Below are 26296 nucleotides of genomic sequence, written 5' to 3' on the forward strand. Positions count from 1 at the left end.
GTCGGTGAGATCGCCTCGCGCCATGACTGACGGCCTATCAAGAACAGACCTCGGCGCGCAGGCGATCTCCCGAACTCGTGATCCGAACGCCAGACAGGACCTAGGGGTTTTCGAGCTCCCTGGTTCGCTGGGGCGGTGTGTCGTGCGGTGCCCTGGTGGGCACCGTGCGCGCACCGCCCTTTTTCGTGTCCTCGTGGTGTCTAGCGCCGGTCGACCAGGGGGGTGAGGGTGGGTGCTCGGCGGGCTGTGGGGACGCGGGGCTGGGGCTGGGGTTGTTCGAGGCCGAAGGTGGTGAAGGCGGTCCGGGTGGGCAGGGGGTAGGTCTCCTTTCCGGTGAGGGCGTTGAGGATGGTGGCGCTGCGCCAGGCGGCGAGGCCGAGGTCGGGGGCCCCTACGCCGTGGGTGTGGCGTTCGGCGTTCTGGACGTGGACGTTGCAGCCGGTGGCGGTGATGGAGGGGTCGAGGACGAGGCGGAAGTGTGCGTCGATGCGGGGGCGTTCGCTGTTGTCGCGGCGGATGTAGGGGTCGAGTCCGGCGAGGATGCGGTCGGGGGTGCGTTCGCGGTGGCCGGTGGCGAGGACGACGGCGTCGGTGGTGAGGCGGCTGCGGGTGTTCTGCTGGGTGTGCTCGAGGTGGAGTTCGATCCGGGTCGTGGAGATGCGTCCGGCGGTGCGGACGGTCACGCCGGGGGTGAGGACGGCGTCGGGCCAGCCGCCGTGGAGGGTGCGGCGGTAGAGCTCGTCGTGGACGGCGGCGAGGGTGTCTGCGTCGATGCCTTTGTGGAGTTGCCATTGGCCGGTGAGCAGGCGGTCGCGGACGTTTTCGGGGAGGGCGTGGAAGTAGCCGGTGTAGTCGGGGGTGAAGTGTTCGAGGCCGAGTTTGGAGTACTCCATGGGGGCGAACGCTTCGGTGCGGCCGATCCAGTGGAGTCGTTCGTGGCCGGTGGGGCGGTTGCGGAGGAGGTCGAGGAAGACTTCGGCGCCGGACTGTCCTGTTCCGACGACGGTGACGTGGCCGGCGGTGAGGAGGGTGTCGCGGTGGGCGAGGTAGTCGTCGGCGTGCAGGACGGGGACGCCGGGTGCGTCGACGAGGGGGCGCAGGGGGTCGGGGATGTGGGGTTCGGTGCCGATGCCGAGGACGACGTTGCGGGTGTGGGTGCGGCCGAGGGCTTCGGCTTCGCCGGCTGCGTCGAGTTGGGTGAAGTCGACTTCGAAGACGTCGCGTTCGGGGTTCCAGCGGACGGAGTCGACCTGGTGGCGGAAGCGGAGTCCGGGGAGCTGGTCGGCGACCCAGCGGCAGTAGGCGTCGTATTCGGCGCGCTGGATGTGGAAGCGCTCGGCGAAGTAGAACGGGTAGAGGCGGTGGTGGGTTTTGAGGTAGTTGAGGAAGGTCCAGGGGCTGGTGGGGTCGGCGAGGGTGACGAGGTCGGCGAGGAAGGGGACCTGGATGCGGGCGCCGTCGATGAGGAGGCCGGGGTGCCAGTCGAAGCGGGGGCGTTGTTCGTAGAAGACGGCGTCGATTTCGGCGAGGGGGTGCGCGAGCGCGGCGAGGGCGAGGTTGCTGGGTCCGACGCCGATGCCGACGAGGTCGCGGGGGGTGTCGGCGTCGGGGTGCGGGGGCGTGTTCATGCGGGGGTGTTTCCTTCCACCAGTCGCAGGAGGGCGGTGAGGTCGGTGGGCCGGGTGTGGGGGTTGAGGAGGGTGGTCTTGAGCCAGAGCCGGCCGTCGAGGCGGGCCCGGCCGAGGACGGCGTGACCGTGGGTGAGGAGGCGGCGGCGGATGTCGGCGACGGCGGTGTCGGTGGCGTGTGCGGGCCGGAAGAGGACGGTGCTGAGGGTGGGTGGGGCGTGGAGTTCGAGGCCGGGGTGGGCGGTGACGAGGTCGGCGAGTTGCCGGGCGTGGTCGCAGACCTGGTCGACGAGGGCGCCGAGGCCGCTGCGGCCCAGGGTTTTGAGGGTGACGGCGATCTTGAGGGCGTCGGGCCGGCGGGTGGTGCGCAGGGAGCGGCCGAGGAGGTCGGGGAGGCCGGCTTCGGTGTCGTCGTCGGCGTTGAGGTAGTCGGCGTGGTGGTGGAGGGCGGTGAGGTCGCGGGGGTCGCGGACGGCGAGGAGTCCGGCGGCCACGGGCTGCCAGCCGAGTTTGTGGAGGTCGAGGGTGACGGTGTGGGCGGCTTCGAGGCCGGTGAGGAGGGGTCGGCGCCGGTTGCTGAAGAGGAGGCCGCCTCCGTAGGCGGCGTCGATGTGGAGGCGGGCGCCGTGGGTGTGGCAGAGGGCGGCGAGGGCGGGCAGGGGGTCGATGAGTCCGGCGTCGGTGGTGCCGGCGGTGGCGGCGACGATGAGGGGGCCGGGGCGGGTGGTGAGGGTGTGGTGGAGGGCGGCGGGGTCGAGGACGCCGGTGGGGGTGGGGAGGATGACGGGTTCGGGGAGGCCGAGGAGCCAGGCGGCGCGGGGCAGGGAGTGGTGGGCGTTGGCGCCGCAGACGAGCCGGAGGGCGGGTCCGTGTGCTTCCCGGGCAAGGAGCAGGGCGAGTTGGTTGGCTTCGGTGCCGCCGGTGGTGACGAGTGCGTCGGCGAGGAGCGTGGGGGCGGTGGCGGCCCGAGGGCGGGCAGCCGACTCCGCGAGGTCGCTGGACGCGGGGCCTGGGGGCGCGAGCGCGGGATCTGAGAACGGTGACGCGGGATCGGTGGCGCGGGCGCGGGGCCTGGGGACGCGGGCGCGGGATCCGTGATCGTGCGCGCGGGGCCTGGGGGCGCGGGCGCGGGGTCCGTGATCGTGCGCGCGGGGCCTGGGGACGCGGGTGCGGGGTCCGTGATCGTGCGCGCGGGGCCTGGGGGCGCGGGTGCGGGGTCTGAAGACGGTGACGCGGGGTCCGTGATCGTGCGCGCAGGGCGTGGGGACGCGGGCGCGGGATCGGTGGACGCGGACGCGGGGCCTGCGGGCGCGGGTGCGGGGAACGTCGGGGGTGCCGGGTTCGTGTGGCCGTAGATCTCCGCGGCGAGGGCGTGGGTGAGCAGGGTTTCCAGTTCCGAGGCGGCGGGGGCCTGGTCCCAGGAGTCGAGGGAGGGGTTGAGGGCGGAGGCGGCGAGGTCGGCGGCGGTGGCGACGGCGAGGGGCGGGCAGTGCAGGTGGGCGGCGCACAGGGGGTGGGCGGGGTCGGCGGCGCCTTCGGCGAGGGCGCGGACGAGGGTGTGCAGGGCGTCGGGGTCGCCGTGTTCGGGCAGCGGGTCGCCGACGGCCTCGCGGACGCGTGCGGCCACCGTGCGCGGTCCGCCTGCGGGCAGCGGCCCGCCGCGGGAGCGGGCGCCGGCGTCGAGCGCGTCGAGGACGGTCGCCAGCAGGGGGCGCAGGGCGTCGGAGCCTTCGGGGCCTGAGGCGAGGGGCGGCATGCTCACGGGGGGTTCCTCCGGGGCCGGGGGCGGATGCCCGCAGCGGGGAGGTCCAGCTTGTACGCCGAGGCGCAGACACGCCCGAAAAGAGCGACGATCGGTACCCGAAAGTGGATACCGATCGTCGCGGAGGTGCTGTCCGTCAGGCGGGGGCGGGTCAGTCCATGAACTCGTCGTCCTCGTCGTCCTCCGGCTCCTGTTCGGCCGCCTGCGTGTGCAGGGTGATCTGACCGACGAGTTGATGCACTTCGGCGATCATCCTGTCCAGTTCCTCCTGCGATCCGAAGGGATGCACGGTGGTGGCCCTGGCTTCGGGGCTGTCCGCGATTTTCAGCAGGCGTTCAACGGCGGACCGGGCTTCGGTCACGGCCTGCCGCAGGACACGTCGTTCGACGGCGAGTTTGTCGGCGACGGTCTGCTGGGAGCCGTCGGCTTCCTGGCTCTGCTGCTGCCGCTCCTGTTCGGCTTGCTGGGCCTTGCCGGGGTCGGAGAGGGCAACGAGAGTCCACTGGTGGAGGGGTTGGACCGCTCGACCGCCGGCGTCCCGCGCCATCTTGTCCGATGCGGCGAGGTCGACGGCCGGGATCGTGTACATGTCGGCAGTGTTGCGCGCCAGGAGTTGAGCATCGGTGAAGGAGTTCAGGCATTCCCGTCGGGCTTCGAAGGCGTTGGCCGCGAGGGCCAGACTCCACAGTCCCTTCTCCGATTCGGCGAGGCCGGCCACGATCTGGTCGGTGTTGGCGCGGAACGGGACGGTTCTGCCCACGGCGGAGCCGACGTTGCGGGTGATGAGTTTGTCCGCGATGAGCGCGATACCGCCCGCGACCGCGAGGGTCTGGCGGGCGTCGTTGTTCCCCTTCAGCGCCGGTTCGACGAGATCGGTGAAGTCCGTGCCGGGAGCAGGCTGCCAATCGCCCAGAACCCCCTTGGTGAGTACACCGCCGTTGGCCCATGCGTTGCGGGCTTGCTGGAGTGAGCCCGCCTTGTAGCCGCGCCAGGGCAGGTCGATGACGGGACCGAGGAGTTCGGCGTATCCCGCGGTGTTCATCCGGCTGGTGCCCTTGATGTCCTTGGCGAACCTCTTCACCTGCTCGAAGACATCGGGCCGGGTGAGGAAGTGGGTGAGGTAGACGGCACGCCAGAGGGGCGTGCCGGGGATGTCGTTCCTGCCGAAGACGGCGGGCAGTTCCTCGGGCTTGCGGCGCCCCAGGGCTAGGCCGATGATCCCGTCGAGGAGGCTGTTCTGCGGGAGTCCGGGAAGCCGTACCCGGCTGATGGCCCGGCTTCCGACCTCCACGTTCTGTGCGGCTGCCTCCCAGTGCCGGAATTCGACGTGGATCGAGGCGAGGATGGAGCGGACGGCGTCGTCGAAGACTTCCTCGGCGGAGAGTCCTGCCGAGCCGTGCCGGTGGATCCCGACCGTGACCTGGGCGGGCACGACGAGCGTCTGGCCGAGCCGTACGGAACGGTCTGCGGGCTGCGTCTGATTGACACCTCGTTGGAATTCCGCCAGGAACCCGTTGAGCGCTTCCTGTCGACCCAGAGCCATGCGCTGGCTCAGGGACCTCTCGGCGGCGCCCCGTCGCTGTGTCTTCTCGGCGGTCAGGACGCGCAGCGCCGTGGCTGCGATCTCGTCGGCGTAGGGCGAGGCACCGTCGGTGAGCAGGGCCCAGGCGCTGGTCAGACGGGTGATGCCGTCGCGTACGGCGAGGACGTCCATGTGTTCGTCGCCGTCTGCGAATTCGAGTCGGCAGGGATGGGCGATGACGGCCCGGGTGATCCGCCGGGCGAGGATCGAGCGGTCGTAGGGGTTGGGGTTGGCGTGCCTGGTCTGTTCTATGGTCTGGGCCAGGTGGTCGCGCAGATGCTTCCGGTCGCGGTAGCGGTAGACGACCCGGGCGTAGGGACGCCCTTCCTCGTCCACGTCGCCGTGGACCTCGGGGTCCTCAACGGGCAGTGCCCCCTGGCTGGTGCGTGGCTGGTGTCCGGGGAACAGTTCGGTCAGCCAGACCCGGGTATGCAGTGAGCGGAGGGTGGCGCCCTCGACATGCTCTTCGATCAGGGCCGAAGCCTGCCCCTTGGCGGAACGCAGCTGGGCGGCTGCAGCCTCGGGCGAGATGATGGCGCGGGCGACGGCATGCCAGGCGTCCTCGTCGAGGGCGGCGCCGTCGGCTTGCAGGCCTGCTTTGACAAGTTGGGCGCGGTCGCCGGGGGTAGAGGGATCGGGCAGGGCGCGTTCGAAGCCCGAGACGGTGAATTCCTCGCCTTCAAAGGTGAACGAGATCGTCTCGGGGCCACCTTCGGCTGCTTCGATCCGCTGACCAGAACCGATCTCGACCTGGGATTCGGTGGAATCAAACACGTTCTTCCTTCCATTAAGCTACCGAGGTCCCACAAATCACTCGCTTGTTCACTGGCCCGAGGCCATCCGGGCCGGTAGACTTGGAGGCGCAGTCAGGGCCGCGCAAGAGCGCGCGCCAGGTCTGCTTCCACGAACCCCGGCCATCGGCCGGGGTTCGTCACGTAAAAGGCGGCTGTCAGCACCGCTCGGGTGCGAGCGCCTTGGGCAGGTGCCGGCCATACCAGCCCCACATGAACTGCTTGTTCTCCTGGCGGGCGATCGCCTGGCAGCCGCAGTACGCGACGAGGTCAGCCATCTGCAGCCACGTCGAGGCATGGGCCGGGACCGCCACCGCCGCCAGCGGGATGCGGCTCGGGCGCAGGTTGCGGTGCACCTCGTCGTACAGGTGCTCGCTGCCGTCTCCATCGACGACCAATGCGGCGGTCTCGCCCGCCTCGGCCAGCCGCCGGTCGAGCACACGCAGAAGCCGGTCGTAGGCGCGCCGCTTGGCCCGCCCCCAGTGGTCGGCGTCATGTGTGTAGACGGTGACGATGTCGAGGCCGGGCTGCGCCGCGATCACGTCGAGGGCTTCCTGGGCCATGCGATAACGCTCTATCTTGAGCGGATTGCGGCCACCCGGGCGCCCGCGACCGGCGAGGAAACCGTTCGCGTGGAGCTCGTACTCGGGAGGGATTCCGTGATCACGGGACCAACGGTCGCGCAGTTCCTGCCAAGCACGCAGGACCCGTACGGCTTCAGCCTTCGGGACGCCCACGGCGGTATAGAGCGCGAGGCCAGTGCTGGGAATGCCGGAGTCGTCGATGTAGTAAACACGATCGACCGGCTGAGATGCGCTGATGGCTGTTCCTGGCCTTTCGCTCGAATCCGAAGGGTCACCAGAACGACAGGCGGCTGCACCGCGTCGAACTGATCACTCCAGCCGGCCTTCGGGCCGGTCAGGCAAACGGATTCGGGCGATACGCGCTGCGTCATCCATCGCTTCGCTCCTCGTCCTCTCCCTCGGTGGCCCAGTCAGATGCAAGTGATCTGCGGGGTCCGCCAGTTCGAGTGCGAGTGGCATCCGGCCTGGTGCCGTCTGCTTGGTCGCGGAGCGATGAAGGGCTCGTACTCCTTTCAGGCTAGACCCGCATCTTTCACACCGTCAACTTCTTCAAGGCGCGCCACGGTGGCCCCCCTCGCGTCCGAGCCGAGGGGGGAGCGCCACCGGGTTTACTCGCCCCTCACTCGCAACGCGCGTGCCAGGTCGTCGAGTTGGTCGACGAGTTTGCGGCGCAGGGCGGGGATGGGGTCGGCGTCGGCCAGGCACTGCTCGCCGAGGCGGAGGGTGTCGGGGTCGACGGCGTGGCCGGGGAAGGCCCAGCGGCCGGCGGCGTCCGCGATGGCGGGGCCTCGGCGGGCGGCGACGGCGACGGCGTCCTGGTAGAAGCGTGGGACGTAGTCGGCGAGGAGGTCGGCCTGTTCGGGCTGCCAGAAGCCCTGGGCGGTGGCGGTGAAGAGGTAGTTGGAGAGGTCGTCGTCCTCGAACATGGCGGCCCAGGCGGTGCGTTTGGCCTCGGCGTCGGGGAGGGCGGCGCGGCAGCGGGCGGCGCCTTCCTGGCCCGTGGCGGAGGGGTCGCGGTCGAGTTCGGCGGTGATGGCGGCGTCGTCGACCGCGCCGAGGACGGCGAGCCGGGCGAGGACGCGCCAGCGCAGGTCGGGGTCGAGTTCGGGGCCGCCGGGGACGGTGCCGTCGGCGAGCCAGGCGGCGATGGTCTCGGGGTGGGCGGCGACGGCGATGAAGTGGCGTACGGCGATGAGGCGCAGGCTGGGGTGGTCGCCGTCCTCGGTGCGGCGGATGAGGTCGCGGCAGAGCGCGGAGAGCGCGGCGAGGGCGGCGGGGCGCTGTTCGGGGGTGGCGTAGCGGTCGGCGGCCTGGCCGGAGGCGAAGGTGAGGACGCCTTGGACGAGGGCGAGGTCGGTCTCGTGCGGGAGGTGGGCGCGGGCGGTCTCGAGGTAGGCGGCGGGAGCGAGTTCACCGTCGCGGACGGCGTCGCGCAGGGCGTTCCAGACGACGGCCCGGGTGAGGGGGTCGGGCAGGCCGCTGAGGCGGGCGCGGACGGTGTCGAAGGATCCGGGGTCGAAGCGGACCTTGGCGTAGGTGAGGTCGCCGTCGTTGAGGAGGAGCAGGGCGGGGCGCTTGCCGAGGGGTTCGGGGGTGCTCTGCGGGATGTCGATCTCGAGGCGTCGGCGCAGGGTGAGGTGGCGGTTCTCGTCGGCGAGGTCGAGGTCGTAGAGGCCGACGCCGACGCGGTGGGGGCGGCTGCCGTGGTGGTCGACGGTGAGGGTGTGGTCGCCGTTGGAGCCGCTGAGGGTGGGGACGAGGGTGTCGACGCCGGTGGTGCGGAGCCAGGCGTCGGCCCAGGCGTGGACGTCGCGGTCGGTGTGGGCGGCGAGGGAGTCGATGAAGTCGGCGAGGGTGGCGTTGGCGAAGCGGTGTCGGGCGAAGTGGGTGTTGATGCCGGCGAGGAAGTTCTTCTCGCCGAGCCAGGTGACGAGCTGGCGCAGTGCGGAGGCGCCCTTGGCGTAGGAGATGCCGTCGAAGTTGAGGAGTGCGGAGGCGGTGTCGTCGACGTTCTCGGGGGCGACGGGGTGGGTGGAGGGGCGCTGGTCGGCGTCGTAGCCCCAGGGTTTGCGGACGACGCCGAACTCGGTCCAGGTGCCGTGGAAGCGGGTGGCTTCGGTGAGGGTCTGGTAGCCCATGTACTCGGCGAAGGACTCGTTGAGCCAGATGTCGTCCCACCACTGGAGGGTGACGAGGTCGCCGAACCACATGTGGGCCATCTCGTGGGCGATGACCATGGCGCGGGTCTGGCGTTCGGTGTCGGTGACGGCGGAGCGGTAGACGAACTCGTCGCGGAAGGTGACGAGGCCGGGGTTCTCCATGGCGCCGGCGTTGAACTCGGGGACGAACGCCTGGTCGTAGGAGTCGAAGGGGTAGGGCTCCTCGAACTTCTCGTGGTAGCGGTCGTAGCAGGCGCGTGTGATGTCGAGGAGTTCGTCGGTGTCGGCGTCGAGGTAGGGGGCGAGGGAGCGGCGGCAGTGGAGGCCGAAGGGCAGTCCGCGGTGTTCGGTGCGCACGGAGTGCCAGGGGCCGGCGGCGACGGCGACGAGGTAGGTGGAGATCAGGGGGGTGGGTGCGGCCTGCCAGCGGCCGTCGCCGAGGTGTTCGGTGATGCCGTTGGCGAGGACGGTCCAGCCTTCGGGGGCCTGGACGGTGAGTTCGAAGACCGACTTGAGGTCGGGCTGGTCGAAGGCGGCGAAGACGCGCTGGACGTCTTCCATGAACAGCTGGGTGTAGAGGTAGGTCTCGCCGTCGGTGGGGTCGGTGAAGCGGTGCATGCCTTCGCCGGTGCGGGAGTAGCGCATGCTCGCGTGGACGCGCAGTTCGTGCTCGCCGGCGGTGAGGCCGGTCAGGGGGAGCCGGTTGTCGTCGAGCGTCTCGGGGTCGACGGGCTCGCCGTCGAGGGTGACGGAGTGCAGTGCGGCGGGCCTGATCTCGACGAAGGTGTCCCCGTGGGTGCGCGCGGCGAACCGGATGACGGTGCTGGACTCGAAGGTCTCGTCGCCGGTCGTCAGGTCGAGCTCGATGGTGTAGCGGAGGACGTCGAGGAGCTTGGCACGGTTCTGCGCTTCGTCGCGCGTCAGTACGGACATGCAGGACATGCTGCCTGATGCCGCTGGCCGGGCACAGGGGCGGATCGGTACGCGCCCTATGTCCCTTCTCGCGCCGGAGCGCCGGGCCTGTGCCGATTCCGCGCCGATTCCGCGCGGGCATGTGCCGGTCGCCTGCCGGTGGCCTGCCGGTCACGTGGCGGTGGCCGCGGCCCCGGCTTCCGCGCTGCGGGGCGGTGTGGATCAGCTGTGCGGGGGCGCCACGGTGTCCTCGGCGATGCGCTCGTGGTGGCGGATGACCTCGGCGATGATGAAGTTGAGGAACTTCTCGGCGAAGGCGGGGTCGAGCTTGGCGCTCTCCGCGAGGGTGCGCAGCCGGGCGATCTGGCGGGCCTCGCGGGCCTGGTCGGCGGGCGGGAGCTGGTGGCGGGCTTTGAGGTGGCCGACCTGCTGGGTGGCTTTGAAGCGTTCGGCGAGCATGTGCACGACGGCCGCGTCGATGTTGTCGATGCTGTCGCGCAGCCGGGCGAGCTCCTCGCGGACGGCGGGGTCGACGTCGCCGGCGCCGGGCGCGCGGGTGTTGCTGGTGGTCATGGGCGATCACCCTAGGGCATGTCCGGACGGGCGTTGCGGGCTGCCCGTACAGTGGAATGGGGTCCTCGGCGTGTTGGGGGTGCGGCGTGGCGAACGGCGGTCCGGTCGAGCACGGTTACCCGCACATGGAGACGGTGCGGGCTGCGGTGACGGCGTTGTACAGGCGGTTGTCGTACGACACGATCCACCAGTTCGCGACGAGCGTGGCGCCGGCCGACGTGGCGTTCTGCGACACCGACGACCTCCACCTGGGGGCGCAGCGGGTGGCGCGGGAGCTGGTGCGGCACTACCGGTTGCCGGACGCGCGGATGGTCGTGGCGTTCCGGGAGATGGAGCATGCGGCGCACATCGAGCTCGCGGCGGGGCCGGAGTACTTCGTCGAGCTGAACGACCGTTTCCGCACGCATCGCCGGGACATCGGTGCGGCGCTGGCGCACGAGATCATGCACGTCTACCTGCACCGGGTGGGGTTGTCGTTCGCGGGGACGCGGGACAACGAGATTCTGACGGACACGGCGACGACGTATCTGGGGGCGGGCTGGCTGCTGCTGGACGCCTATCGGGTGGACGGGGCGTCGTCGCAGAAGCTGGGGTATCTGACTCCGGAGGAGTTCGGGTACGTGCTGGCGAAGCGGTCGCTGGTGTTCGGTGAGGATCCGTCGGTGTGGTTCACGAGCGCGCAGGCGTACGAGGCGTACGGGCGGGGTCTGGAGCGGGCGCGGTTCGACGAGCGGCAGCCGCCGCTGACGGCGGCGGGCTGGGCGGGCCGGCGGCGTTACGCCCGTGACCGCCGGCATGCGCAGGGCGTTCGGGCGGGGTCGGGGGATGCGGGCGCCCCGTATGCGTTCGTGCACGATCCGCAGGGGCCGTTGCGGGTGATGTTCGCCTGTCCTACCTGTCGTCAGCGGATTCGGGTTCCGGTTCAGGGGCGGGTCCGGGCCCGCTGCGGGTTGTGCAGGACCGTGCTGGAGTGCGACACGTGAGGTGCGGTGCGGCGGCGGAGCGGCGCGGGCCTGGGCCGCTGCGCGAGTGTCATGCGCCGTAGACGCGTCCGGGTGGTTCCGCGTCCGCCAGGAGCTTGCGGGCGGCCTCTCCCGCCTCGGCGGGGCTGCGACGTCTTGCGGCGTCCGCTGTCGGGCCGGGCCGCCAGCCCTCCATGACGGTGATCCGGCCGCCCTCCGTCTCGAAGACGTGTCCGGTGACGCCTTCGCTGGCGGTGGAGCCGAGCCAGACGACCAGCGGGGAGACGTTGGCGGGGGCCATGGCGTCGAAGCCGGTCTCGGGGGCGGCCATGGTGGCGGCGAAGGCGTGTTCCGTCATGCGGGTGCGGGCGGCGGGCGCGATCGCGTTGACCTGGACGCCGTAGCGGGCGAGTTCGGCGGCCGCGACGAGGGTGAGTCCGACGATGCCGGCTTTCGCGGCGCTGTAGTTGCCCTGTCCGACCGAGCCGAGCAGTCCCGCGCCGCTCGCGGTGTTGACGATGCGGGCGGCGGGTGTGCGGCCCGCCTTGGCCTCGGCGCGCCAGTGCGCGGCTGCGTGCTTGAGGGTGAGGAAGTGGCCCTTGAGGTGGACGCGCAGGACGGCGTCCCAGTCGTCCTCGTCGAGGTTGACGAGCATGCGGTCGCGCAGGAAGCCGGCGTTGTTGACGAGGGTGTCGAGCCGGCCGTACGTCTGAAGGGCGGTCGTCACGAGGGACGCGGCGCCCTCGGGTGTGGCGATGTCGCCGCCGTGGGCGAGTGCGGTGCCGCCGGCCGCGCGGATCTCGTCGGCGACCTGCCGGGCGGGGCTGTCGGGGCCGGGGGCGCCGTCGAGTCCGACGCCGAGGTCGTTGACGACGACCCGGGCGCCCTCGGCGGCGAAGGCGAGGGCGTGGGCGCGCCCCAGGCCGCGTCCGGCGCCGGTGACGACGACGACCCGTCCGTCGCAGATTCCGTTCATCGCAGGTCTCCGCTCACGTCTCTCACGCCTCTCGTATCTGCCAGGTCGTCTCAGGTCGTCTCAGGTCGTTCAGGTCGTTCAGGTCGTCTCAGGTCGTTCAGGTCGTCTTGTCGGCGGTCGCGGCGTCGAGGAAGGCGGGCCGTTCGCCTCCGCCGTGCAGGAGCAGGCTCGCTCCGCTGATGTAGGCGGCCGCGTCGGAGGCGAGGAAGACGGCCGCGTCGCCGACGTCGTCGGGGAGGGCGAGGCGGCCCAGGGGGACGGTGCGGGCGACGGCCGCGACACCGTCGTCGTCGCCGTAGTGGAGGTGGGTGCGCTCGGTGTGGACCATGCCGACGACCAGGGTGTTCACGCGGATCTCCGGCGCCCATTCGACGGCCATGGACCGTGCGAGGCTCTCCAGGCCGGCCTTGGCCGCACCATAGGCGGCGGTGCCGGGTGAGGGGCGGCCGCCGCTGACGCTGCCGATCATCACGATGGAGCCCCGCGCGCGCCTGAGGTGGTCGTGGGCGGCGAGGGACACCGTGAGCGGGGCGAGGAGGTTGAGCTCGATCACGCGCGCGTGGCGGTGCGCGTCTGCCGCGGCGAGCGGCCGGTAGGGAGCGCCTCCAGCGTTGTTGACGAGGACGTCGAGCCTCGGCAGCCCGGCGAAGAAGGTCTGTACGGCGTCGGCGTCCCGTACGTCGAGCGGCGCGAACCGGGCTCCCTGGACCGGGGTGTCGGGGGGCTGTCGGGCGCAGACGACGACCTCGGCGCCGGCGCGCGCGAGGGAGCGCGCGATCCCGGCGCCCACTCCCCGGGTGCCGCCGGTGACGACGGCGACCTTCCCGTCCAGCTTCATCGGCTGCTACCTTTCCACCTAACAAACGTTTGGTGGAAAGGTAGCTGATGCTTCCATGGGTGTCTCCACCTCGTCCCCGGAAAAGGGGGCGGAAAAGGGAATCGCGCTCGTCACGGTCGACTTCCCACCGGTGAACGCCCTGCCGGTGCACGGCTGGTTCGCCCTGGCCGACGCCGTGCGCGCGGCCGGCCGCGATCCGGGCACGCGGTGCGTGGTGCTGGCCGCCGAGGGGCGGGGCTTCAACGCGGGCGTCGACATCAAGGAGATCCAGGCGCAGGGGCCGGGCGCGCTGATCGGCGCCAACCGCGGCTGCTTCGAGGCGTTCGCGGCGGTGTACGAGTGCGAGGTCCCCGTCGTGGCGGCGGTCCAGGGGTTCTGTCTGGGAGGCGGGGTCGGCCTCGCGGGGAACGCGGACGTGATCGTGGCGAGCGAGGACGCCGTGTTCGGGCTGCCCGAGCTGGACCGGGGCGCGCTGGGCGCGGCCACCCATCTGGCCCGGCTCGTGCCCCAGCACCTGCTGCGCGCCCTCTACTACACCTCGCGCACGGTCACGGCGGCCGAACTGCACGCGCACGGCTCGGTGTGGCGGGTGACTGCCCCCGGGGAACTGCGCGCGGCCGCGCTGGAGCTCGCCGGTGAGATCGCCGCGAAGGACGGCGAGCTGGTGCGTCTGGCCAAGGCCGCCATCAACGGCATCGATCCGGTCGACGTGCGCCGCAGTTACCGCTTCGAGCAGGGGTTCACGTACGAGGCGAGCGTCGGCGGCGTGGCGGACCGGGTCCGGGACGCCTTCGGCAGGGCCGCACGGGAGGAGAGCTCGGGTGAGTGACAAGACGATGAGCGCCGAGGAGGCCGTCTCCCGTCTGGAGAGCGGCATGACGCTCGGCATCGGCGGCTGGGGCTCTCGCCGCAAGCCGATGGCGCTGGTGCGGGCGCTGCTGCGGTCGGAGGTCACCGACCTCACCGTGGTCTCGTACGGCGGCCCCGACGTCGGCATGCTCGCGGCGGCCGGGCGGATCCGCAGGCTGGTCGCCGCCTTCGCCACGCTGGACTCGATCCCGCTGGAGCCGCACTACCGGGCGGCCCGCGAGCGCGGGGCGCTGGAGCTGACCGAGGTCGACGAGGCGATGTTCCTGTGGGGGCTGCGCGCGGCGGCGCACCGGTTGCCGTTCCTGCCCGTGCGGGCGGGCCTCGGATCGGACGTGATGCGGGTCAACCCCGGTCTGCGGACGGTGACGTCGCCGTACGAGGACGGGGAGACGTTCGTGGCCATGCCCGCCCTGCGGCTGGACGCGGCGCTGGTGCACGTCAACCGGGCCGACCGGCTGGGCAACGGGCAGTACCTGGGGCCGGACCCGTACTTCGACGACCTGTTCTGCGAGGCGGCGGACGCGGCGTACGTCAGCTGCGAGCGCGTCGTCGACACGGCCGAGCTGACGAAGGAGGCGCCGCCGCAGTCGCTGCTGATCAAGCGGCACACGGTGACGGGGGTGGTGGAGGCTCCGAACGGGGCCCACTTCACGTCCTGCGCACCCGACTACGGCCGGGACGAGGCGTTCCAGAAGCGGTACGCGACGACGCCCTGGGCGCAGTTCGCCGCCCGCTACCTCGCCGGGGACGAACAGGCGTACCGGTCGGCGGTAGGGGAGGACTCGTGAGCGGGACCACGCGTGCCGAGTACTGCGTGATCGCCTGCGCCGAGGCCTGGCGGGGCGCGGGCGAGATCCTGGCGAGCCCCATGGGCGTGATCCCCTCGGCCGGCGCCCGGCTCGCCCGCCTCACCTTCTCGCCCGATCTCCTGCTGACCGACGGCGAGGCGCTGATCGTGCGTCCGGACGGGACGACGGAGGGCTGGCTGCCCTACCGGCAGCATCTGGAGCTGGTCACCGGCGGCCGGCGGCACGTGATGATGGGCGCGAGCCAGATCGACCGGTTCGGCAACCAGAACATCTCCTGCGTCGGCGACTGGGCGAAGCCGGTGCGGCAGCTCCTCGGGGTGCGCGGCGCACCGGTCAACACCCTCAACAATCCGACGAGTTACTGGATCCCGAGGCACTCCCGGCGGGTCTTCGTCGCGAAGGTCGACATGGTGTGCGGCGTCGGGTACGACCGTGCGGCCGGCGCCCGGTACCACCGCATCCCGCGGGTCGTCTCCGACCTCGGCGTCTTCGACTTCGCGACGCCCGACCGGTCGATGCGGCTGGCCTCGCTGCACCCCGGGGTGAGCGTCGAGGAGGTCCGGGAGGCGACGGCATTTGATCTGGCAGTCGCGGACGAGGTGCCGTACACCCGTGAGCCGACCGCGCTGGAGCTGCGGCTGATCCGTGAGGTGATCGATCCGGGCGACGCCCGCGCCCGGGAGGTGCCGGCCTGATGGAGACGGCGTTCACCCGGCTGGTCGGGGTCCGTCACCCGATCGTGCAGACCGGCATGGGATGGGTGGCCGGTCCTCGGCTGGTGTCGGCGACGGCGGAGGCGGGGGCGCTCGGCGTCCTGGCCTCGGCGACGATGACCCTCGACCAGCTGCGGTCGGCGGTGCGGGAGGTGAAGTCGCGCACGGACGCACCGTTCGGGGTCAACCTGCGGGCCGACGCGGCGGACGCCGGCGACCGGGTCCGGATCATCGTCGACGAGGGGGTGCGGGTCGCGTCGTTCGCGCTCGCCCCCTCCGCCGAGCTGATCGCCGGGCTCAAGGAGGCGGGGGTCGTCGTCATCCCGTCCATAGGGGCCCGCCGGCACGCCGAGAAGGTGGCGGCGTGGGGCGCGGACGCGGTGATCGTGCAGGGCGGTGAGGGCGGCGGCCACACCGGCGAGGTGGCGACGACGGTCCTGCTGCCGCAGGTGGTGGACGCGGTGGACGTCCCCGTCGTGGCGGCGGGCGGCTTCTTCGACGGGCGGGGCCTGGCGGCCGCGCTGGCGTACGGGGCGGCCGGCGTCGCGATGGGCACGCGGTTCCTGCTCACGTCGGACTCGCCGGTCCCGCAGGCGGTGAAGGCGCGGTATCTGGCGGCGACGGTACGGGACGTCACGGTCACCCGGGCGGTGGACGGCCTTCCGCACCGCATGCTGCGCACGCCGCTGGTGGACGGCCTGGAGGACGCGGGCCGGGGCAGGGCGCTGCTGCGCGCGGCGCGTCACGCGGCCGGCTTCCGCAGGCTGTCAGGTCTCACCTGGCGGCAGATGGTCCGCGACGGCCTGGCGATGCGGCACGGCAAGGACCTCGCCTGGAGTCAGGTGCTGCTGGCCGCGAACACGCCGATGCTGCTGAGGTCCGCGATGGTGGAGGGCCGTCCCGAGGCGGGTGTGATGGCCGCCGGGCAGGTCGCCGGGGTGATCGACGACCTGCCGTCGTGCGCGGAACTGGTGGAACGGATCATGAAGGAGGCGCAGGACGCGCTGACCGCCCTGGACCGGCTCGGAAGGACGTGAGGACCGGCGCCCCGGCCCGTCCCCCGCCCCCTGCACCGCCCGGAAACAGCAAGACCGCTCTCGGATCGCCCTGCCGCTCGCCCGGAACAGCCTCGTCGTTCGCCCGGAACAGCCCCGTCGCTCAGGTCGTCCGTGCGCTCAAGTCGTCCGTGCCGCCGGGAACCCGCGTTCCCCGTCAGAGCCGCTCGATGATCGTCACGTTGGCCTGGCCACCGCCTTCGCACATCGTCTGCAGTCCGAACCGGCCGCCGGTGCGCTCCAGTTCGTGCAGCAGCGTGGTCATCAGCTTCGCGCCGGTCGCGCCGAGCGGATGGCCGAGGGCGATCGCGCCGCCGTTGACGTTGACCTTCTCCGGGTCCGCGCCGGTCTCCTTCAGCCAGGCCAGGACGACGGGCGCGAACGCCTCGTTGATCTCGACGAGGTCGAGGTCGTCGATCGTGAGGCCGGTCTTCTTCAGGGCGTGCGCGGTGGCCGGGATCGGGGCCGTCAGCATGCGGATGGGGTCCTCGCCGCGCACCGAGAGATGGTGGACGCGGGCCCGCGGCCGCAGCCCGTGCTCGCGGACGGCGTCCTCGGAGGCCAGCAGCAGCGCGGCCGCGCCGTCGGAGACCTGCGAGGAGCAGGCGGCGGTGACGGTGCCGCCGTCGATGACGGGCTTCAGCGCCGCCATCTTCTCCAGGGAGGTGTCCCGGCGCGGCCCCTCGTCGGTCGTCACGCCCCGGTAGGCGACGGTCTCGCGCGTGAAGCGGCCCTCGTCGATCGCGCGTACCGCCCGGCGGTGCGAACGCAGGGCGAACTCCTCCTGGTCCTGCCGGCTGATGCCCCACTTGGCGGCGATCATCTCAGCGCCGGCGAACTGGTTGACGGGCCGGTCGCCGTACCGTGCCCGCCAGCCCTCGCTGCCGGCGAACGGGCCCTGGGTGAAGCCGAGCGGTTCGGCGGCCTGCCGGGTGGCGAAGGCGATCGGGATCTGCGACATGTTCTGCACACCGCCCGCGACGACCAGGTCCTGGGTGCCGGACAGCACTCCCTGGGCGGCGAAGTGCACGGCCTGCTGCGAGGAGCCGCACTGCCGGTCGACGGTCACGCCCGGCACCTCCTCGGGGAGCCCGGCGGCCAGCCAGCAGGTCCGCGCGATGTCCCCGGCCTGCGGTCCGACCGTGTCCAGACAACCGAAGACGACGTCCTCGACGGCCGCCGGGTCCACGCCCGAGCGGGCGACGAGCTCCTTCAGGACATGCGCGCCGAGATCCGCCGGGTGCACGCCGGACAGACCTCCCTTGCGCCGCCCGACGGGCGTACGGACCGCTTCGACGATGTAGGCCTCGGCCATGGCAACTCCCTCATGCAAAGGGGCACGTCAGTGGACTATTCACGGACGGCGATGCCGTCCAGCACCATCGACAGGTACTGGCGGGCGATCTCCTCCGGGCTGTGCTGCCCGCCGGGCCGGTACCAGGACGCGGCGACCCACACCGTGTCGCGGACGAACCGGTAGGTGAGACGGACGTCGAGATCGGCCCGGAAGACCCGGGCCGCGACTCCGCGTTCCAGCGTGGAGAGCCACGCCGTCTCGAACCTGCGCTGCGAGTCGGCGAGGAACGCGAACCGTTCCTGCGCCACGAGCTGCCTGCTCTCCTTCTGGTAGATCGCGACTGCGGCGCGATGCCGGTCGATCTCCCGGAACGACTCGGTGACCAGCGCCTCGAGGGTCTCGCGGGGGCCCAGCGGAGCGGCCAGGACGGAGTCGTAGCCGTCCCACAGCTCGTCGAGGAAGCTGCGCAGGATCTCCTCGAGCATCGACTCCTTGGAGTCGAAGTGGTAGTAGAGGCTGCCCGCGAGCATGCCCGCGTGGTCCGCGATCTTGCGCACGGTGGTGGCGTTGTAGCCCTGCTCGGCGAAGACCTCGGCGGCGGTCTCGAGGAGTTCGCGGCGACGGGCGGGCGCGGCGGTCACCTGGGGCTTCTTCTTCGCAGGGGGCGTATGAGGCTTCGTAGGAGGCACGCGTCCATTGTCGTCCTAGGGATGCTGGCCACTGACGGAGACCACTTCGCCGGTCATGTACGAGGAGTAGCCGGACGCCAGGAACACGATCACGTTGGCGACCTCCCAGGGCTCGGCGTACCGGCCGAAGGCCTCGCGTCCGGTGAGCTCCTCCAGCAGTTCGGCGGAGGTGACCTTCACCAGGTGCGGGTGCATGGCGAGGCTGGGTGAGACGGCGTTGACCCGTACGCCGTAGGCGGCGGCCTCGATCGCCGCGCAGCGGGTCAGCGCCATCACGCCCGCTTTCGCGGCGGCGTAGTGCGCCTGTCCGGCCTGGGCGCGCCAGCCGACGACGGAGGCGTTGTTGACGATGACGCCGCCGCCGGCGTCGCGCATCCGCCGCAGGGCGGCCCGGGTGCAGCGGAAGGTGCCGTTCAGTGTGACGTCGAGGACGCGTGTCCACTGTTCGTCCGTCATGTCCGCGAGGTGCGCGGTGCCGCCGAGACCGGCGTTGTTGACGACGACGTCCAGCCTGCCGTGGGCGGCGACGGCCGCGTCGAACAGGGCCCGCACCTGCTCCTCGTCGGTGACGTCGCAGGGCAGGGCCGCCACCGACGCCGGCCCGAACTCCTCGGCAAGCGCGCTCTCGTGGGCCTTGAGCCGCCGGGTGTGGGCGTCGCTGATCAGCACGCGCGCGCCTTCCTCCAGGAAGCGCCGTGCGACGGCTCCGCCGATGCCGGCCCCGGCTGCGGCCGTGACGACGGCGGTGCGCCCCCTGAGCAGCCCGTGGCCGGGCACGTATGCCGGACTCTCGACGCCTGTCATGGAGCCACGCTAACCTACCAAACACTTGTTAGGGAAGAACGGTCCCGCGAAAACACCCGTAGGAGAGCGCCCGTGGATCTCACGCACTCCCCCGCCGACGAGGCGTTCCGCGCCGAGGCCCGGGAATGGCTGCACGCGCATGTGCCGCCCGAGCCGCTGCCCTCGCTGGAGACCGCAGAGGGCTTCGCCGCGCACCGCGCGTGGGAGGCCCGCCTGGCCTCGGGCGGCTGGTCGACGGTGAACTGGCCGCGCCGGTACGGCGGACGGGAGTGCGGCCTCGTGCGCTGGCTGCTCTTCGAGGAGGAGTACTACGCGGCGGGCGCCCCGGGCCGGGTCGGCCAGAACGGCGTGAGCCTCCTCGCGCCGACCCTGTTCGAGCACGGCACCGAGGAACAGCGCGCGCGGGTGCTGCCCGCGATGGCGCGCGGCGAGACCGTCTGGGCGCAGGCCTGGTCGGAGCCGGAGGCCGGTTCGGACCTGGCTTCGCTGCGCGCCCGGGCGGTGCGGGTCCCGGGCGGCTGGCGGCTCAGCGGCCAGAAGACCTGGTCCTCGCGCGCGGCCTTCGCCGACCGCGCCTTCGGCCTGTTCCGCAGTGACCCCGGAGCCCCGAAACCCCATCAGGGCCTCACCTACGTCATGTTCGACCTGCGGGCGAAGGGCGTCACCGTCCGCCCGATCGGCCGTCTCGACGGGAAGCCGGCGTTCGCCGAGCTGTTCCTGGACGAGGTGTTCGTGGCGGACGAGGACGTGATCGGCGAGCCCGGCCAGGGCTGGCGGATCGCGATGGCGACGGCGGCCGACGAACGCGGGCTGACGCTGCGCTCCCCCGGCCGCTTCCTCGCCGCGGCCGAGCGGCTGCACGCGCTCTGGCGGGCCCAGGGCAGTCCGCGGAGCACGCGGGCACAGGTCGCCGACGCACTGATCGGCGCCCGTGCCTACCAGTTGGCGACCTTGGCGACCGCCTCCCGGTTCCTCGGCGGCGAGCGCGTCGGCGCCGAGGCGAGTCTGAACAAGGTCTTCTGGTCCGAGTACGACATCGCCCTGCACGAGACGGCGCTCGACCTCCTCGGCGAGGAGGGCGAGTTCGCCGACGAGGAGTGGTCGCAGCGGTATGTCTTCGCGCTCGCCGGGCCGATCTACGCGGGCACGAACGAGATCCAGCGCGACATCATCGCCGAGCATCTGCTCGGTCTGCCGAGGGGGCGCCGGTGACGGTCTCGCCGCGCACCCCCGCACCGGCGGCGCCCGAGCCCGCGCCGCGCTTCCTCCTCGACGCCGAGCAGCGGGCCTTCGCCGGGTCGCTGGGCGCGATGCTGGCCGCGGCCGGCACACCGGCCGTGATCCGTGACTGGAGCCGCGGCGAGCGGGCGGCCGGGCGGGCGCTGTGGTCGCGGGTCGCCGCGGCCGGCGTCTTCGCGCTGGCGGTCCCCGAGGCGTACGAAGGACTGGGGCCCCGGCCCGTCGAACTGGCCGTCGCTTTCGTGGAGTTGGGGCGACATGCGGTGCCCGGGCCGCTGGTGGAGACGGTGGCCGCGGCCGCGGCGCTCAGCGCGCCGGGCCCGGCCGGACGGTTCCTGCCGGGTCTGGCCTCGGGCGAGTCGATGACGACGCTGGCACGGGAGGGCGGGTACGCCCTGGACGGCGACGCGGCGACGGCACGGCTCGTCCTGGCCGCGGACGGGCTGCGGCTCGCCCCGGGACACGGCCCGGTCCGCGCGTCTTTGGACCCGGCCCGCCGGCTCACCCGGCTGCTGCCGGGCGGTGAACTCCTCGACCCGGACCCGCCCGCGGACCGAGCCCTGCTGTGGGCCCGTCTCGCCACCGCCGCGCAGGCGTTGGGCGTGGGTCTCGCCCTGCTGGACCGGACGGTGGGGTATGTGAGGCAGCGCGTCCAGTTCGGCGTGCCCATAGGGTCGTTCCAGGCGGTCAAGCACCGGCTGGCGGACGCGAAGATCGCGCTGGAGTTCGCCCGGCCCCTGGTGCTGGGCGCCGCCGTGACGATGGCCCCGGCGGACGTGGCCGCGGCGAAGGTGAGCGCCTGCGAGGCGGCGTACGCGACCGCGCGCACCGCGCTGCAGCTGCACGGCGCGATCGGCTACACCGCGGAGTACGACCTGTCGCTGTGGCTGACCAAGGCCCGCGCGCTGCGTACGGCGTGGGGCGATCCGGACGCCTGCCGCGCGGAGGTGCTGCGCGACCGCGCCTGAGCGGCCGCCGAGGCGTGGCGCGGGCCCCGGTCCGGCCCGCGACGCACGGGCGAGGGACCGCGAGCGGCGAACGGCGGAACACAGACGGCGGACGGCAGAACGGAGACGGCGGACGGCGGACGGCGGACGGCGGACGGCGGACGGCGGACGGCGGACCGCGGAAGACGAACGGCAGCGGGCAGACGGCAGACGGCAGACGGCAGAGGGTCAGCCCGTCACCGTGGCGACGAAGGCGGCGAGGTGGGCGACCGTCCGCTCGATCCTCTCCTCCAGGGTGATCGTCTCGTGCAGTCGCGCCCCGATGCCGGCGTCCCGCTTGCCCCGCACGTACAGCGAGCAGGCGAGGTCGCTGCAGATGTAGGCGCCCACCGAGTTGCCCTGCTGGCCGGCCCGGCCCGCCTTCGGCGCGACCATCAGCGAGACGCCGCCGGAGTGGGTCGTCAGACACAGCCTGCACATGCTGCGCCGGGACTGCCCGGGGCCGGCGGCGGAGGTGCGCAGGGCGAGGGCCTTCAGCCTGCCGTCGAGTTCTACGGCGAGGTAGGCGCGGTCGGGGGCCTGGGGGTCGCGCCAGCCCAGATAGTCCAGGTCGTCCCAGGGGCGGTCGGCGAGGTCACGCGGCACGGACAGGCGTTTGGCCTCGCCCTTGGAACAGTTCACGAACGCGGCGCGGATCTCTGGTTCGCTCAGCGGCTTCATATACGCGAGGCTAAATTGCCTAAACCTTTTAGGCAAACGCATAATGGGTGAAGGCTGCGGTGAAGGCCAGGGCGACGGGAAGGACGGACATGGGGCGGGTCGGACTGACCACGGAACGCCTGGTGCGGGCGGGCGCGGAGCTGGCCGACGAGGCCGGTTTCGAGGAGGTGACCGTCTCGGCGCTGGCCCGACGGTTCGACGTCAGGGTCGCGAGTCTGTACTCGCACGTGAAGAACTCGCAGGACCTCAGGACCCGGATCGCGCTGCTCGCCCTCGAGGAGCTGGCCGACCGGGCCGCCGACGCGCTGGCGGGCCGGGCCGGCAAGGACGCGCTGACCGCGCTGGCCGACGTCTACCGCGACTACGCGCACGAGCACCCCGGCCGCTACGCCGCCGCCCAGCTGCGACTCGACCCCGAGACGGCGGCCGCGAGCGCCGGCGTCCGGCACGCGCAGATGACCCGGGCGCTGCTGCGCGGCTACGACCTCGCGGAGCCTGACCGTACGCACGCGGTCCGGCTCCTCGGCAGCGTCTTCCACGGTTATGTCGCCCTCGAGCTGGGCGGGAGCTTCAGCCACAGCGCGCCGGACACGGACGAGACCTGGGTCCGCGTCCTGGACGCCCTCGACGCCCTGCTGCGCAACTGGCCCGCCGCATGAGCCGCGCGCCGGGCCCGGGGTGGGTCACGACGCCGGTCACGGCCGATCTGCTGCGCGGAGCCCTCGACCTGGAGCGCACCGAGCACGGCGTGCTGCCGCACCGGCTGCCCGCACGCGCGCGTGCCCAGTGCGCCGACCCGCAGCTCGCCATGGCCGAGTCCCAGCCGTCGGGTGTGCGGCTCGCGTTCCGCAGCGAGGCCACCGCCGTCGAGCTGGACGTCCTGCCCACGAAGCGGGTCTACGTCGGCGGCCCGCCCCTCCCGGACGGCGTGTACGAGCTGCTCGTCGACGGCCGTCCGGTACGGGCCGCCAGCGCGACGGAGGGCGGCCGCGTCCTGACCGTCGACCTGGCGGCGGAGACCAGTGACACACGGTGCGGCCCGGTCGCCACCCTGCGGTTCACGGACCTGCCGGCCGGGGTCAAGGACCTGGAGATCTGGCTCCCGCCCAACGAGACCACCGAACTGGTAGCCCTGCGCACCGACGCCCCGCTGACCGCCGCCCCCGCGCACGGCCGTCCGGTCTGGCTGCACCACGGCAGTTCGATCAGCCACGGCTCGGACGCCGTGCGCCCCACCGCGATCTGGCCCGCCCTCGCCGCCTCGCTGGCCGGGGTGGAGCTGATCAACCTGGGCCTGGGCGGCAGCGCCCTGCTGGACCCGTTCACCGCCCGCGCGCTGCGGGACACCCCGGCCGACCTGATCAGCGTCAAGATCGGCATCAACGTGGTGAACCTGGATCTGATGCGGCTGCGCGCCTTCACCCCGGCCGTGCACGGCTTCCTCGACACGATCCGCGAGGGCCGTCCGGACACGCCCCTGGTGGTCGTCTCACCGATCCTGTGCCCGATGCACGAGGACACGCCGGGCCCCACCTCGCTCGACTTCGCCTCTGCCGCCGCGGGCAGGGCGCTGTTCCAGCCGATGGGCGATCCGGCCGAGGTGGCGTACGGAAAGCTGACCCTGCGGGTGATCCGCGCCGAACTGGCCCGGACCGTGGCCGAGCGCGCCGCCGACGACCCGCACCTGTACCACGTCGACGGCCTCGACCTCTACGGCGAGGCCGACGCCGTCGGGACGCCGCTGCCCGACGGCCTCCACCCGGACTCGGCCGGTCACCGTCTGATCGGCGAACGCTTCGCGCGGGTTCTCAGCGCCCGTCTCCCCCATGTCCCGCGTGCTCTCCACGGCCCCCATGACCCCCATGCCCCCCATGACCCCCGTGGCCCCCGTGGCCCCCGTGGCCCCCGGTGAGTTCGCGATACTCCTCGGGCGTCGGCTTGGGGATGTGGCTGTCCGCGCCGAACATCGCCCGGGCCAGCCGCGCCCGCACCCGCTGGGAGACGGTGACCGGCCGCCGCACCCCGTTGTGGTCGACGAGCGGCCCGATCTCGTACGGCGGGTGCTGCTCGTGCTGGGTGAGGGTGAACAGCCGGTCCCGGCCGAGGGGTTCGTGCACCTCGACGTACTCGCCGTGCGGCAGCCGTCTGATGGCGCCCGTCTCCCGGCCGTGCAGCACCATGTCGCGGTCGCGGCGCTGCAGTCCGAGACAGATCCGTTTGGTGACCGTGAAGGCGACGACGGGGGCGACGAACACGGAGATCCGCACGAACCAGGTGATCGCGTTGATGGACAGATGCAGATGGGTGGCGACGATGTCGTTGCCGCCGCCGAGCAGCAGCACCGCGTACAGGGTCAGCCAGGCGACGCCGAGGCCGGTGCGCACGGGGGCGTTGCGCGGCCGGTCGAGGATGTGGTGCTCGCGCGTGTCGCCGGTGATCCACGCCTCGACGAAGGGGTAGACCCCGAGGGCGAGCAGGATCAGCGGGAAGAGCGAGAACGGGATGAGGACGCCCAGTTCCAGGGTGTGGCCCCAGGCGTTGATCTCCCATCCGGGCATCACCCGGATCAGCCCCTCGGAGAAGCCGAGGTACCAGTCCGGCTGGGCGCCCGTCGTCACCAGGTCCGGCCGGTACGGTCCGAACGCCCACACCGGGTTGACGCTCGCGATCCCGCCCATCACCGCCAGCACGCCGAAGACCAGGAAGAAGAACCCGCCGGCCTTCGCCATGTAGACCGGCATGAACGGCATGCCGACGACGCTCTTCCCGTCGCGCCCGGGTCCCGGATACTGCGTGTGCTTGTGGAAGAACACCAGGACGAGGTGGGCGACGACCAGCCCCAGCATGATGCCGGGCAGCAGCAGGACGTGGATCGGGTAGAACCGGGAGATGATGTCGTGCCCCGGGAACTCGCCCCCGAAGAGGAAGAACGACAGGTACGTCCCGACGATCGGGACGGACAGGATCGCGCCGTCGGCGAACCGCACTCCGGTGCCGGAGAGCAGGTCGTCGGGGAGCGAGTAGCCGGTCAGACCGGTGAGGATGCCGAGGAACAGCAGCAGCCAGCCGAACACCCAGTTGACCTCGCGCGGCTTGCGGAACGCGCCGGTGAAGAACACCCGCATCATGTGCACGAGCATGCCCGTGACGAAGACCAGCGCCGACCAGTGGTGGATCTGCCGGATCAGCAGGCCGCCGCGCACATCGAAGCTGATGTCGAGCGTCGACTCGTACGCCCGGGTCATCGTGATGCCGTTGAGGGGCGCGTAGGAGCCGTGGTAGACGACCTCGGCGCTGCTCGGCTCGAAGAACAGGGTGAGATAGACGCCGGTGAGGATGAGGATCAGGAAGCTGTAGAGGCAGATCTCGCCCAGCATGAAGGACCAGTGGTCCGGGAACACCTTGCGCAGGTTGGCCTTCGCCAGCGTGTACAGCCCGAGCCGTCCGTCCGCCCAGTCCGCGACCCGCTCGCCCTTGCCCGGCTCGCCCCTCGGCCGTGAACTCCCTTCCTGCGTCGCACCGTTCACCGATCCCGCGTACTCGCCCATACGTCGCCGCCTCCCCGTCGGATCTTTCTCAGGGTGGCACGGACGACCCGCTGAGCCAACGGTGCGGACGGTTGCGGACGGCCGCCGCCCCCGCCGCTACGGCCGGACGATCCCGTGCGCCCGGGCGGCCGTCAGCCACTGCGGGAACTCGCTCAGGAGCCGGTCGTAGAGATCCGCGTCCGACACCTTCCGGGGATCCGGACCGGCATGGAAGAAGCCGGCGTTGTCGACCGCCCGCTTCGAAGGGACGGGCAGTTCGTCGAGCCTGCGCAGGAAGTCGAACTGTCTGCTGCCGCGGTCGCCGAAGCCGATGAACTGCCAGAACAGGGGCAGCTTGGAGGCCTTGCACAGGTAGCGCTCGGCGGCGAGCTTGTTGATGGGGCCGCCGTCGGTCTGGAAGACGACGAGCGCGGGTTCGCGCGCCCCGCCCTCGAGGTAGTGGTCGATGACGGCGTCCATGGCGAGGTGGTAGCTGGTCCTGCCCATGTGTCCGAGCCCGGCCACGATGCGGTCCACCCGTCCGCGGTGGTCGGCGAGGGCGATGTCGGTGACGGCGTCGACGTCGGTGGAGAAGAAGACGACCGGCACCCGGCCGTCGTCGTCGAGATGGGCGGAGAGTCCCAGCACCCGGTCGGCGAGCGCCTGCACGCTGCCGTCCTGGTAGTACGGCTTCATCGAGCCCGAGTAGTCGACGACGAGGTAGACGGCGGCCCGCTGCCCGTCAAGGCCGTGCCTGGCGAGGGACGCCCCGGCGCTCTTGTAGAGGCTGACCAGCGCGGGTGCGGTCTCCTGGACCTTGGTGAGACTGATCGCGACCATGGCGCACAGCCTCCCACAC

General features: G+C 72.0%; 21 protein-coding genes and 3 pseudogenes. 9 read left to right on the plus strand and 15 right to left on the minus strand.

Annotation, left to right across the window (positions count from 1 at the left end; genetic code table 11):
• Positions 1–200 precede the first annotated feature (200 nt).
• The 7 genes and pseudogenes from ACN6LD_RS19350 to ACN6LD_RS19380 all read right to left on the minus strand — a co-directional run bounded on the left by ACN6LD_RS19350 (position 201) and on the right by ACN6LD_RS19380 (position 9991).
• The gene (locus ACN6LD_RS19350) at positions 201–1628 is read right to left on the minus strand and encodes a lysine N(6)-hydroxylase/L-ornithine N(5)-oxygenase family protein (protein WP_445043839.1); all 1428 of its coding nucleotides are present in this window, start codon (positions 1626–1628) and stop codon (positions 201–203) included.
• Positions 1625–2572: pseudogene (locus ACN6LD_RS19355) on the minus strand (pyridoxal phosphate-dependent decarboxylase family protein); the annotation flags it as partial. The gene ACN6LD_RS19350 and the pseudogene ACN6LD_RS19355, both read right to left, overlap by 4 nt.
• Positions 2573–2979: 407 nt before the next feature.
• Positions 2980–3390: pseudogene (locus tag ACN6LD_RS19360) on the minus strand (aspartate aminotransferase family protein); the annotation flags it as partial.
• Positions 3391–3541: 151 nt separating this feature from the next.
• Entirely contained in the window at positions 3542–5746 is a 2205-nt protein-coding gene (locus tag ACN6LD_RS19365; protein WP_445043840.1) for a hypothetical protein, read from the minus strand.
• Between the two features lie 175 nt (positions 5747–5921).
• A complete protein-coding gene (locus ACN6LD_RS19370) occupies positions 5922–6584 on the minus strand; it encodes a DUF3800 domain-containing protein (protein WP_445043866.1) in 663 nt (220 codons plus the stop codon).
• A 371-nt stretch (positions 6585–6955) separates the two neighbouring features.
• On the minus strand, positions 6956–9439 hold the full coding sequence (gene pepN, locus ACN6LD_RS19375; protein ID WP_445043841.1) for an aminopeptidase N: 2484 nt from the start codon (positions 9437–9439) through the stop codon (positions 6956–6958).
• A gap of 201 nt (positions 9440–9640) precedes the next feature.
• Positions 9641–9991, minus strand: coding sequence for a chorismate mutase (locus ACN6LD_RS19380; RefSeq protein ID WP_319192999.1), 351 nt, complete (start codon positions 9989–9991; stop codon positions 9641–9643).
• 86 nt (positions 9992–10077) lie between these two features.
• Here ACN6LD_RS19380 and ACN6LD_RS19385 point away from each other — a divergent pair, with 86 nt between their 5' ends.
• On the plus strand, positions 10078–10974 hold the full coding sequence (locus ACN6LD_RS19385) for a hypothetical protein (protein WP_445043842.1): 897 nt from the start codon (positions 10078–10080) through the stop codon (positions 10972–10974).
• A gap of 49 nt (positions 10975–11023) precedes the next feature.
• Here ACN6LD_RS19385 and ACN6LD_RS19390 read toward each other — a convergent pair whose 3' ends face one another.
• Both ACN6LD_RS19390 and ACN6LD_RS19395 read right to left on the minus strand, forming a co-directional pair.
• Positions 11024–11929, minus strand: a complete 906-nt coding sequence (locus ACN6LD_RS19390) for an SDR family oxidoreductase (RefSeq protein WP_319192996.1) — start codon at positions 11927–11929, stop codon at positions 11024–11026.
• Positions 11930–12026: 97 nt separating this feature from the next.
• Positions 12027–12767 carry an SDR family oxidoreductase gene (locus ACN6LD_RS19395; protein WP_445043843.1) on the minus strand — a complete coding sequence of 247 codons (741 nt, stop codon included), beginning with the start codon at positions 12765–12767 and terminating at the stop codon, positions 12027–12029.
• A 55-nt stretch (positions 12768–12822) separates the two neighbouring features.
• Here ACN6LD_RS19395 and ACN6LD_RS19400 point away from each other — a divergent pair, with 55 nt between their 5' ends.
• From ACN6LD_RS19400 to ACN6LD_RS19415, 4 genes are read left to right on the plus strand one after another with little or no spacing between them, the layout of a single operon-like run.
• Positions 12823–13596, plus strand: a complete 774-nt coding sequence (locus ACN6LD_RS19400) for an enoyl-CoA hydratase family protein (RefSeq protein ID WP_445043844.1) — start codon at positions 12823–12825, stop codon at positions 13594–13596.
• Positions 13589–14425: a CoA transferase subunit A gene (locus ACN6LD_RS19405; RefSeq protein ID WP_319192991.1), complete on the plus strand. Its 837-nt coding sequence runs from the start codon at positions 13589–13591 to the stop codon at positions 14423–14425. Before ACN6LD_RS19400 ends, ACN6LD_RS19405 begins: the two co-directional genes overlap by 8 nt.
• Complete coding sequence (locus tag ACN6LD_RS19410; RefSeq protein ID WP_445043845.1) at positions 14422–15141, plus strand: CoA-transferase subunit beta; 720 nt, start codon at positions 14422–14424, stop codon at positions 15139–15141. Before ACN6LD_RS19405 ends, ACN6LD_RS19410 begins: the two co-directional genes overlap by 4 nt.
• On the plus strand, positions 15141–16196 hold the full coding sequence (locus tag ACN6LD_RS19415; RefSeq protein WP_319192987.1) for an NAD(P)H-dependent flavin oxidoreductase: 1056 nt from the start codon (positions 15141–15143) through the stop codon (positions 16194–16196). Before ACN6LD_RS19410 ends, ACN6LD_RS19415 begins: the two co-directional genes overlap by 1 nt.
• Before the next feature lie 175 nt (positions 16197–16371).
• Here ACN6LD_RS19415 and ACN6LD_RS19420 read toward each other — a convergent pair whose 3' ends face one another.
• From ACN6LD_RS19420 to ACN6LD_RS19430, 3 genes are all read right to left on the minus strand, one after another.
• Positions 16372–17529: an acetyl-CoA C-acetyltransferase gene (locus ACN6LD_RS19420; protein WP_319192986.1), complete on the minus strand. Its 1158-nt coding sequence runs from the start codon at positions 17527–17529 to the stop codon at positions 16372–16374.
• 35 nt (positions 17530–17564) lie between these two features.
• Positions 17565–18152 (minus strand): TetR/AcrR family transcriptional regulator, encoded by a 588-nt coding sequence (locus ACN6LD_RS19425; RefSeq protein WP_445043846.1) that lies wholly within the window; start codon positions 18150–18152, stop codon positions 17565–17567.
• Positions 18153–18215: 63 nt separating this feature from the next.
• The gene (locus ACN6LD_RS19430) at positions 18216–19004 is read right to left on the minus strand and encodes an SDR family oxidoreductase (RefSeq protein WP_445043847.1); all 789 of its coding nucleotides are present in this window, start codon (positions 19002–19004) and stop codon (positions 18216–18218) included.
• A gap of 72 nt (positions 19005–19076) precedes the next feature.
• On the opposite strand from ACN6LD_RS19430, the gene ACN6LD_RS19435 reads away from it, so the two are divergent.
• Complete coding sequence (locus ACN6LD_RS19435) at positions 19077–20216, plus strand: acyl-CoA dehydrogenase family protein (protein ID WP_445043848.1); 1140 nt, start codon at positions 19077–19079, stop codon at positions 20214–20216.
• Between the two features lie 98 nt (positions 20217–20314).
• Entirely contained in the window at positions 20315–21211 is an 897-nt protein-coding gene (locus ACN6LD_RS19440) for an acyl-CoA dehydrogenase family protein (protein WP_445043867.1), read from the plus strand.
• A gap of 207 nt (positions 21212–21418) precedes the next feature.
• Here ACN6LD_RS19440 and ACN6LD_RS19445 read toward each other — a convergent pair whose 3' ends face one another.
• Entirely contained in the window at positions 21419–21910 is a 492-nt protein-coding gene (locus ACN6LD_RS19445) for an FBP domain-containing protein (RefSeq protein WP_445043849.1), read from the minus strand.
• Positions 21911–21999: 89 nt separating this feature from the next.
• Between ACN6LD_RS19445 and ACN6LD_RS19450 the strand changes: the two genes are divergently transcribed.
• Positions 22000–22569 (plus strand): TetR/AcrR family transcriptional regulator, encoded by a 570-nt coding sequence (locus ACN6LD_RS19450; RefSeq protein WP_319192974.1) that lies wholly within the window; start codon positions 22000–22002, stop codon positions 22567–22569.
• Positions 22566–23822 carry a GDSL-type esterase/lipase family protein gene (locus ACN6LD_RS19455; protein WP_445043850.1) on the plus strand — a complete coding sequence of 419 codons (1257 nt, stop codon included), beginning with the start codon at positions 22566–22568 and terminating at the stop codon, positions 23820–23822. Before ACN6LD_RS19450 ends, ACN6LD_RS19455 begins: the two co-directional genes overlap by 4 nt.
• Here ACN6LD_RS19455 and qcrB read toward each other — a convergent pair.
• Positions 23800–25458 (minus strand): annotated as a pseudogene (qcrB, locus tag ACN6LD_RS19460) (cytochrome bc1 complex cytochrome b subunit); the annotation flags it as partial. The gene ACN6LD_RS19455 and the pseudogene qcrB sit on opposite strands and share 23 nt — an antisense overlap.
• 96 nt (positions 25459–25554) lie before the next feature.
• The gene (locus ACN6LD_RS19465) at positions 25555–26277 is read right to left on the minus strand and encodes a vWA domain-containing protein (protein ID WP_319191656.1); all 723 of its coding nucleotides are present in this window, start codon (positions 26275–26277) and stop codon (positions 25555–25557) included.
• Positions 26278–26296 lie beyond the last annotated feature (19 nt).

The sequence above is a fragment of the Streptomyces sp. SAS_272 genome (assembly GCF_052543235.1).

Excerpts from the sequence above, each read along its gene's own strand:
- ACN6LD_RS19455 (WP_445043850.1), top strand. The coding sequence starts at position 22,566 with ATGAGCCGCGCGCCGGGCCCGGGGTGGGTCACGACGCCGGTCACGGCC.
- ACN6LD_RS19430 (WP_445043847.1), bottom strand. The coding sequence starts at position 19,004 with ATGACAGGCGTCGAGAGTCCGGCATACGTGCCCGGCCACGGGCTGCTC.
- ACN6LD_RS19350 (WP_445043839.1), bottom strand. The coding sequence starts at position 1,628 with ATGAACACGCCCCCGCACCCCGACGCCGACACCCCCCGCGACCTCGTC.
- ACN6LD_RS19450 (WP_319192974.1), top strand. The coding sequence starts at position 22,000 with ATGGGGCGGGTCGGACTGACCACGGAACGCCTGGTGCGGGCGGGCGCG.
- ACN6LD_RS19420 (WP_319192986.1), bottom strand. The coding sequence starts at position 17,529 with ATGGCCGAGGCCTACATCGTCGAAGCGGTCCGTACGCCCGTCGGGCGG.
- ACN6LD_RS19415 (WP_319192987.1), top strand. The coding sequence starts at position 15,141 with ATGGAGACGGCGTTCACCCGGCTGGTCGGGGTCCGTCACCCGATCGTG.
- ACN6LD_RS19390 (WP_319192996.1), bottom strand. The coding sequence starts at position 11,929 with ATGAACGGAATCTGCGACGGACGGGTCGTCGTCGTCACCGGCGCCGGA.
- ACN6LD_RS19380 (WP_319192999.1), bottom strand. The coding sequence starts at position 9,991 with ATGACCACCAGCAACACCCGCGCGCCCGGCGCCGGCGACGTCGACCCC.
- ACN6LD_RS19465 (WP_319191656.1), bottom strand. The coding sequence starts at position 26,277 with ATGGTCGCGATCAGTCTCACCAAGGTCCAGGAGACCGCACCCGCGCTG.
- pepN (WP_445043841.1), bottom strand. The coding sequence starts at position 9,439 with ATGTCCGTACTGACGCGCGACGAAGCGCAGAACCGTGCCAAGCTCCTC.
- ACN6LD_RS19400 (WP_445043844.1), top strand. The coding sequence starts at position 12,823 with ATGGGTGTCTCCACCTCGTCCCCGGAAAAGGGGGCGGAAAAGGGAATC.
- ACN6LD_RS19445 (WP_445043849.1), bottom strand. The coding sequence starts at position 21,910 with ATGAAGCCGCTGAGCGAACCAGAGATCCGCGCCGCGTTCGTGAACTGT.
- ACN6LD_RS19440 (WP_445043867.1), top strand. The coding sequence starts at position 20,315 with ATGCTGGCCGCGGCCGGCACACCGGCCGTGATCCGTGACTGGAGCCGC.
- ACN6LD_RS19395 (WP_445043843.1), bottom strand. The coding sequence starts at position 12,767 with ATGAAGCTGGACGGGAAGGTCGCCGTCGTCACCGGCGGCACCCGGGGA.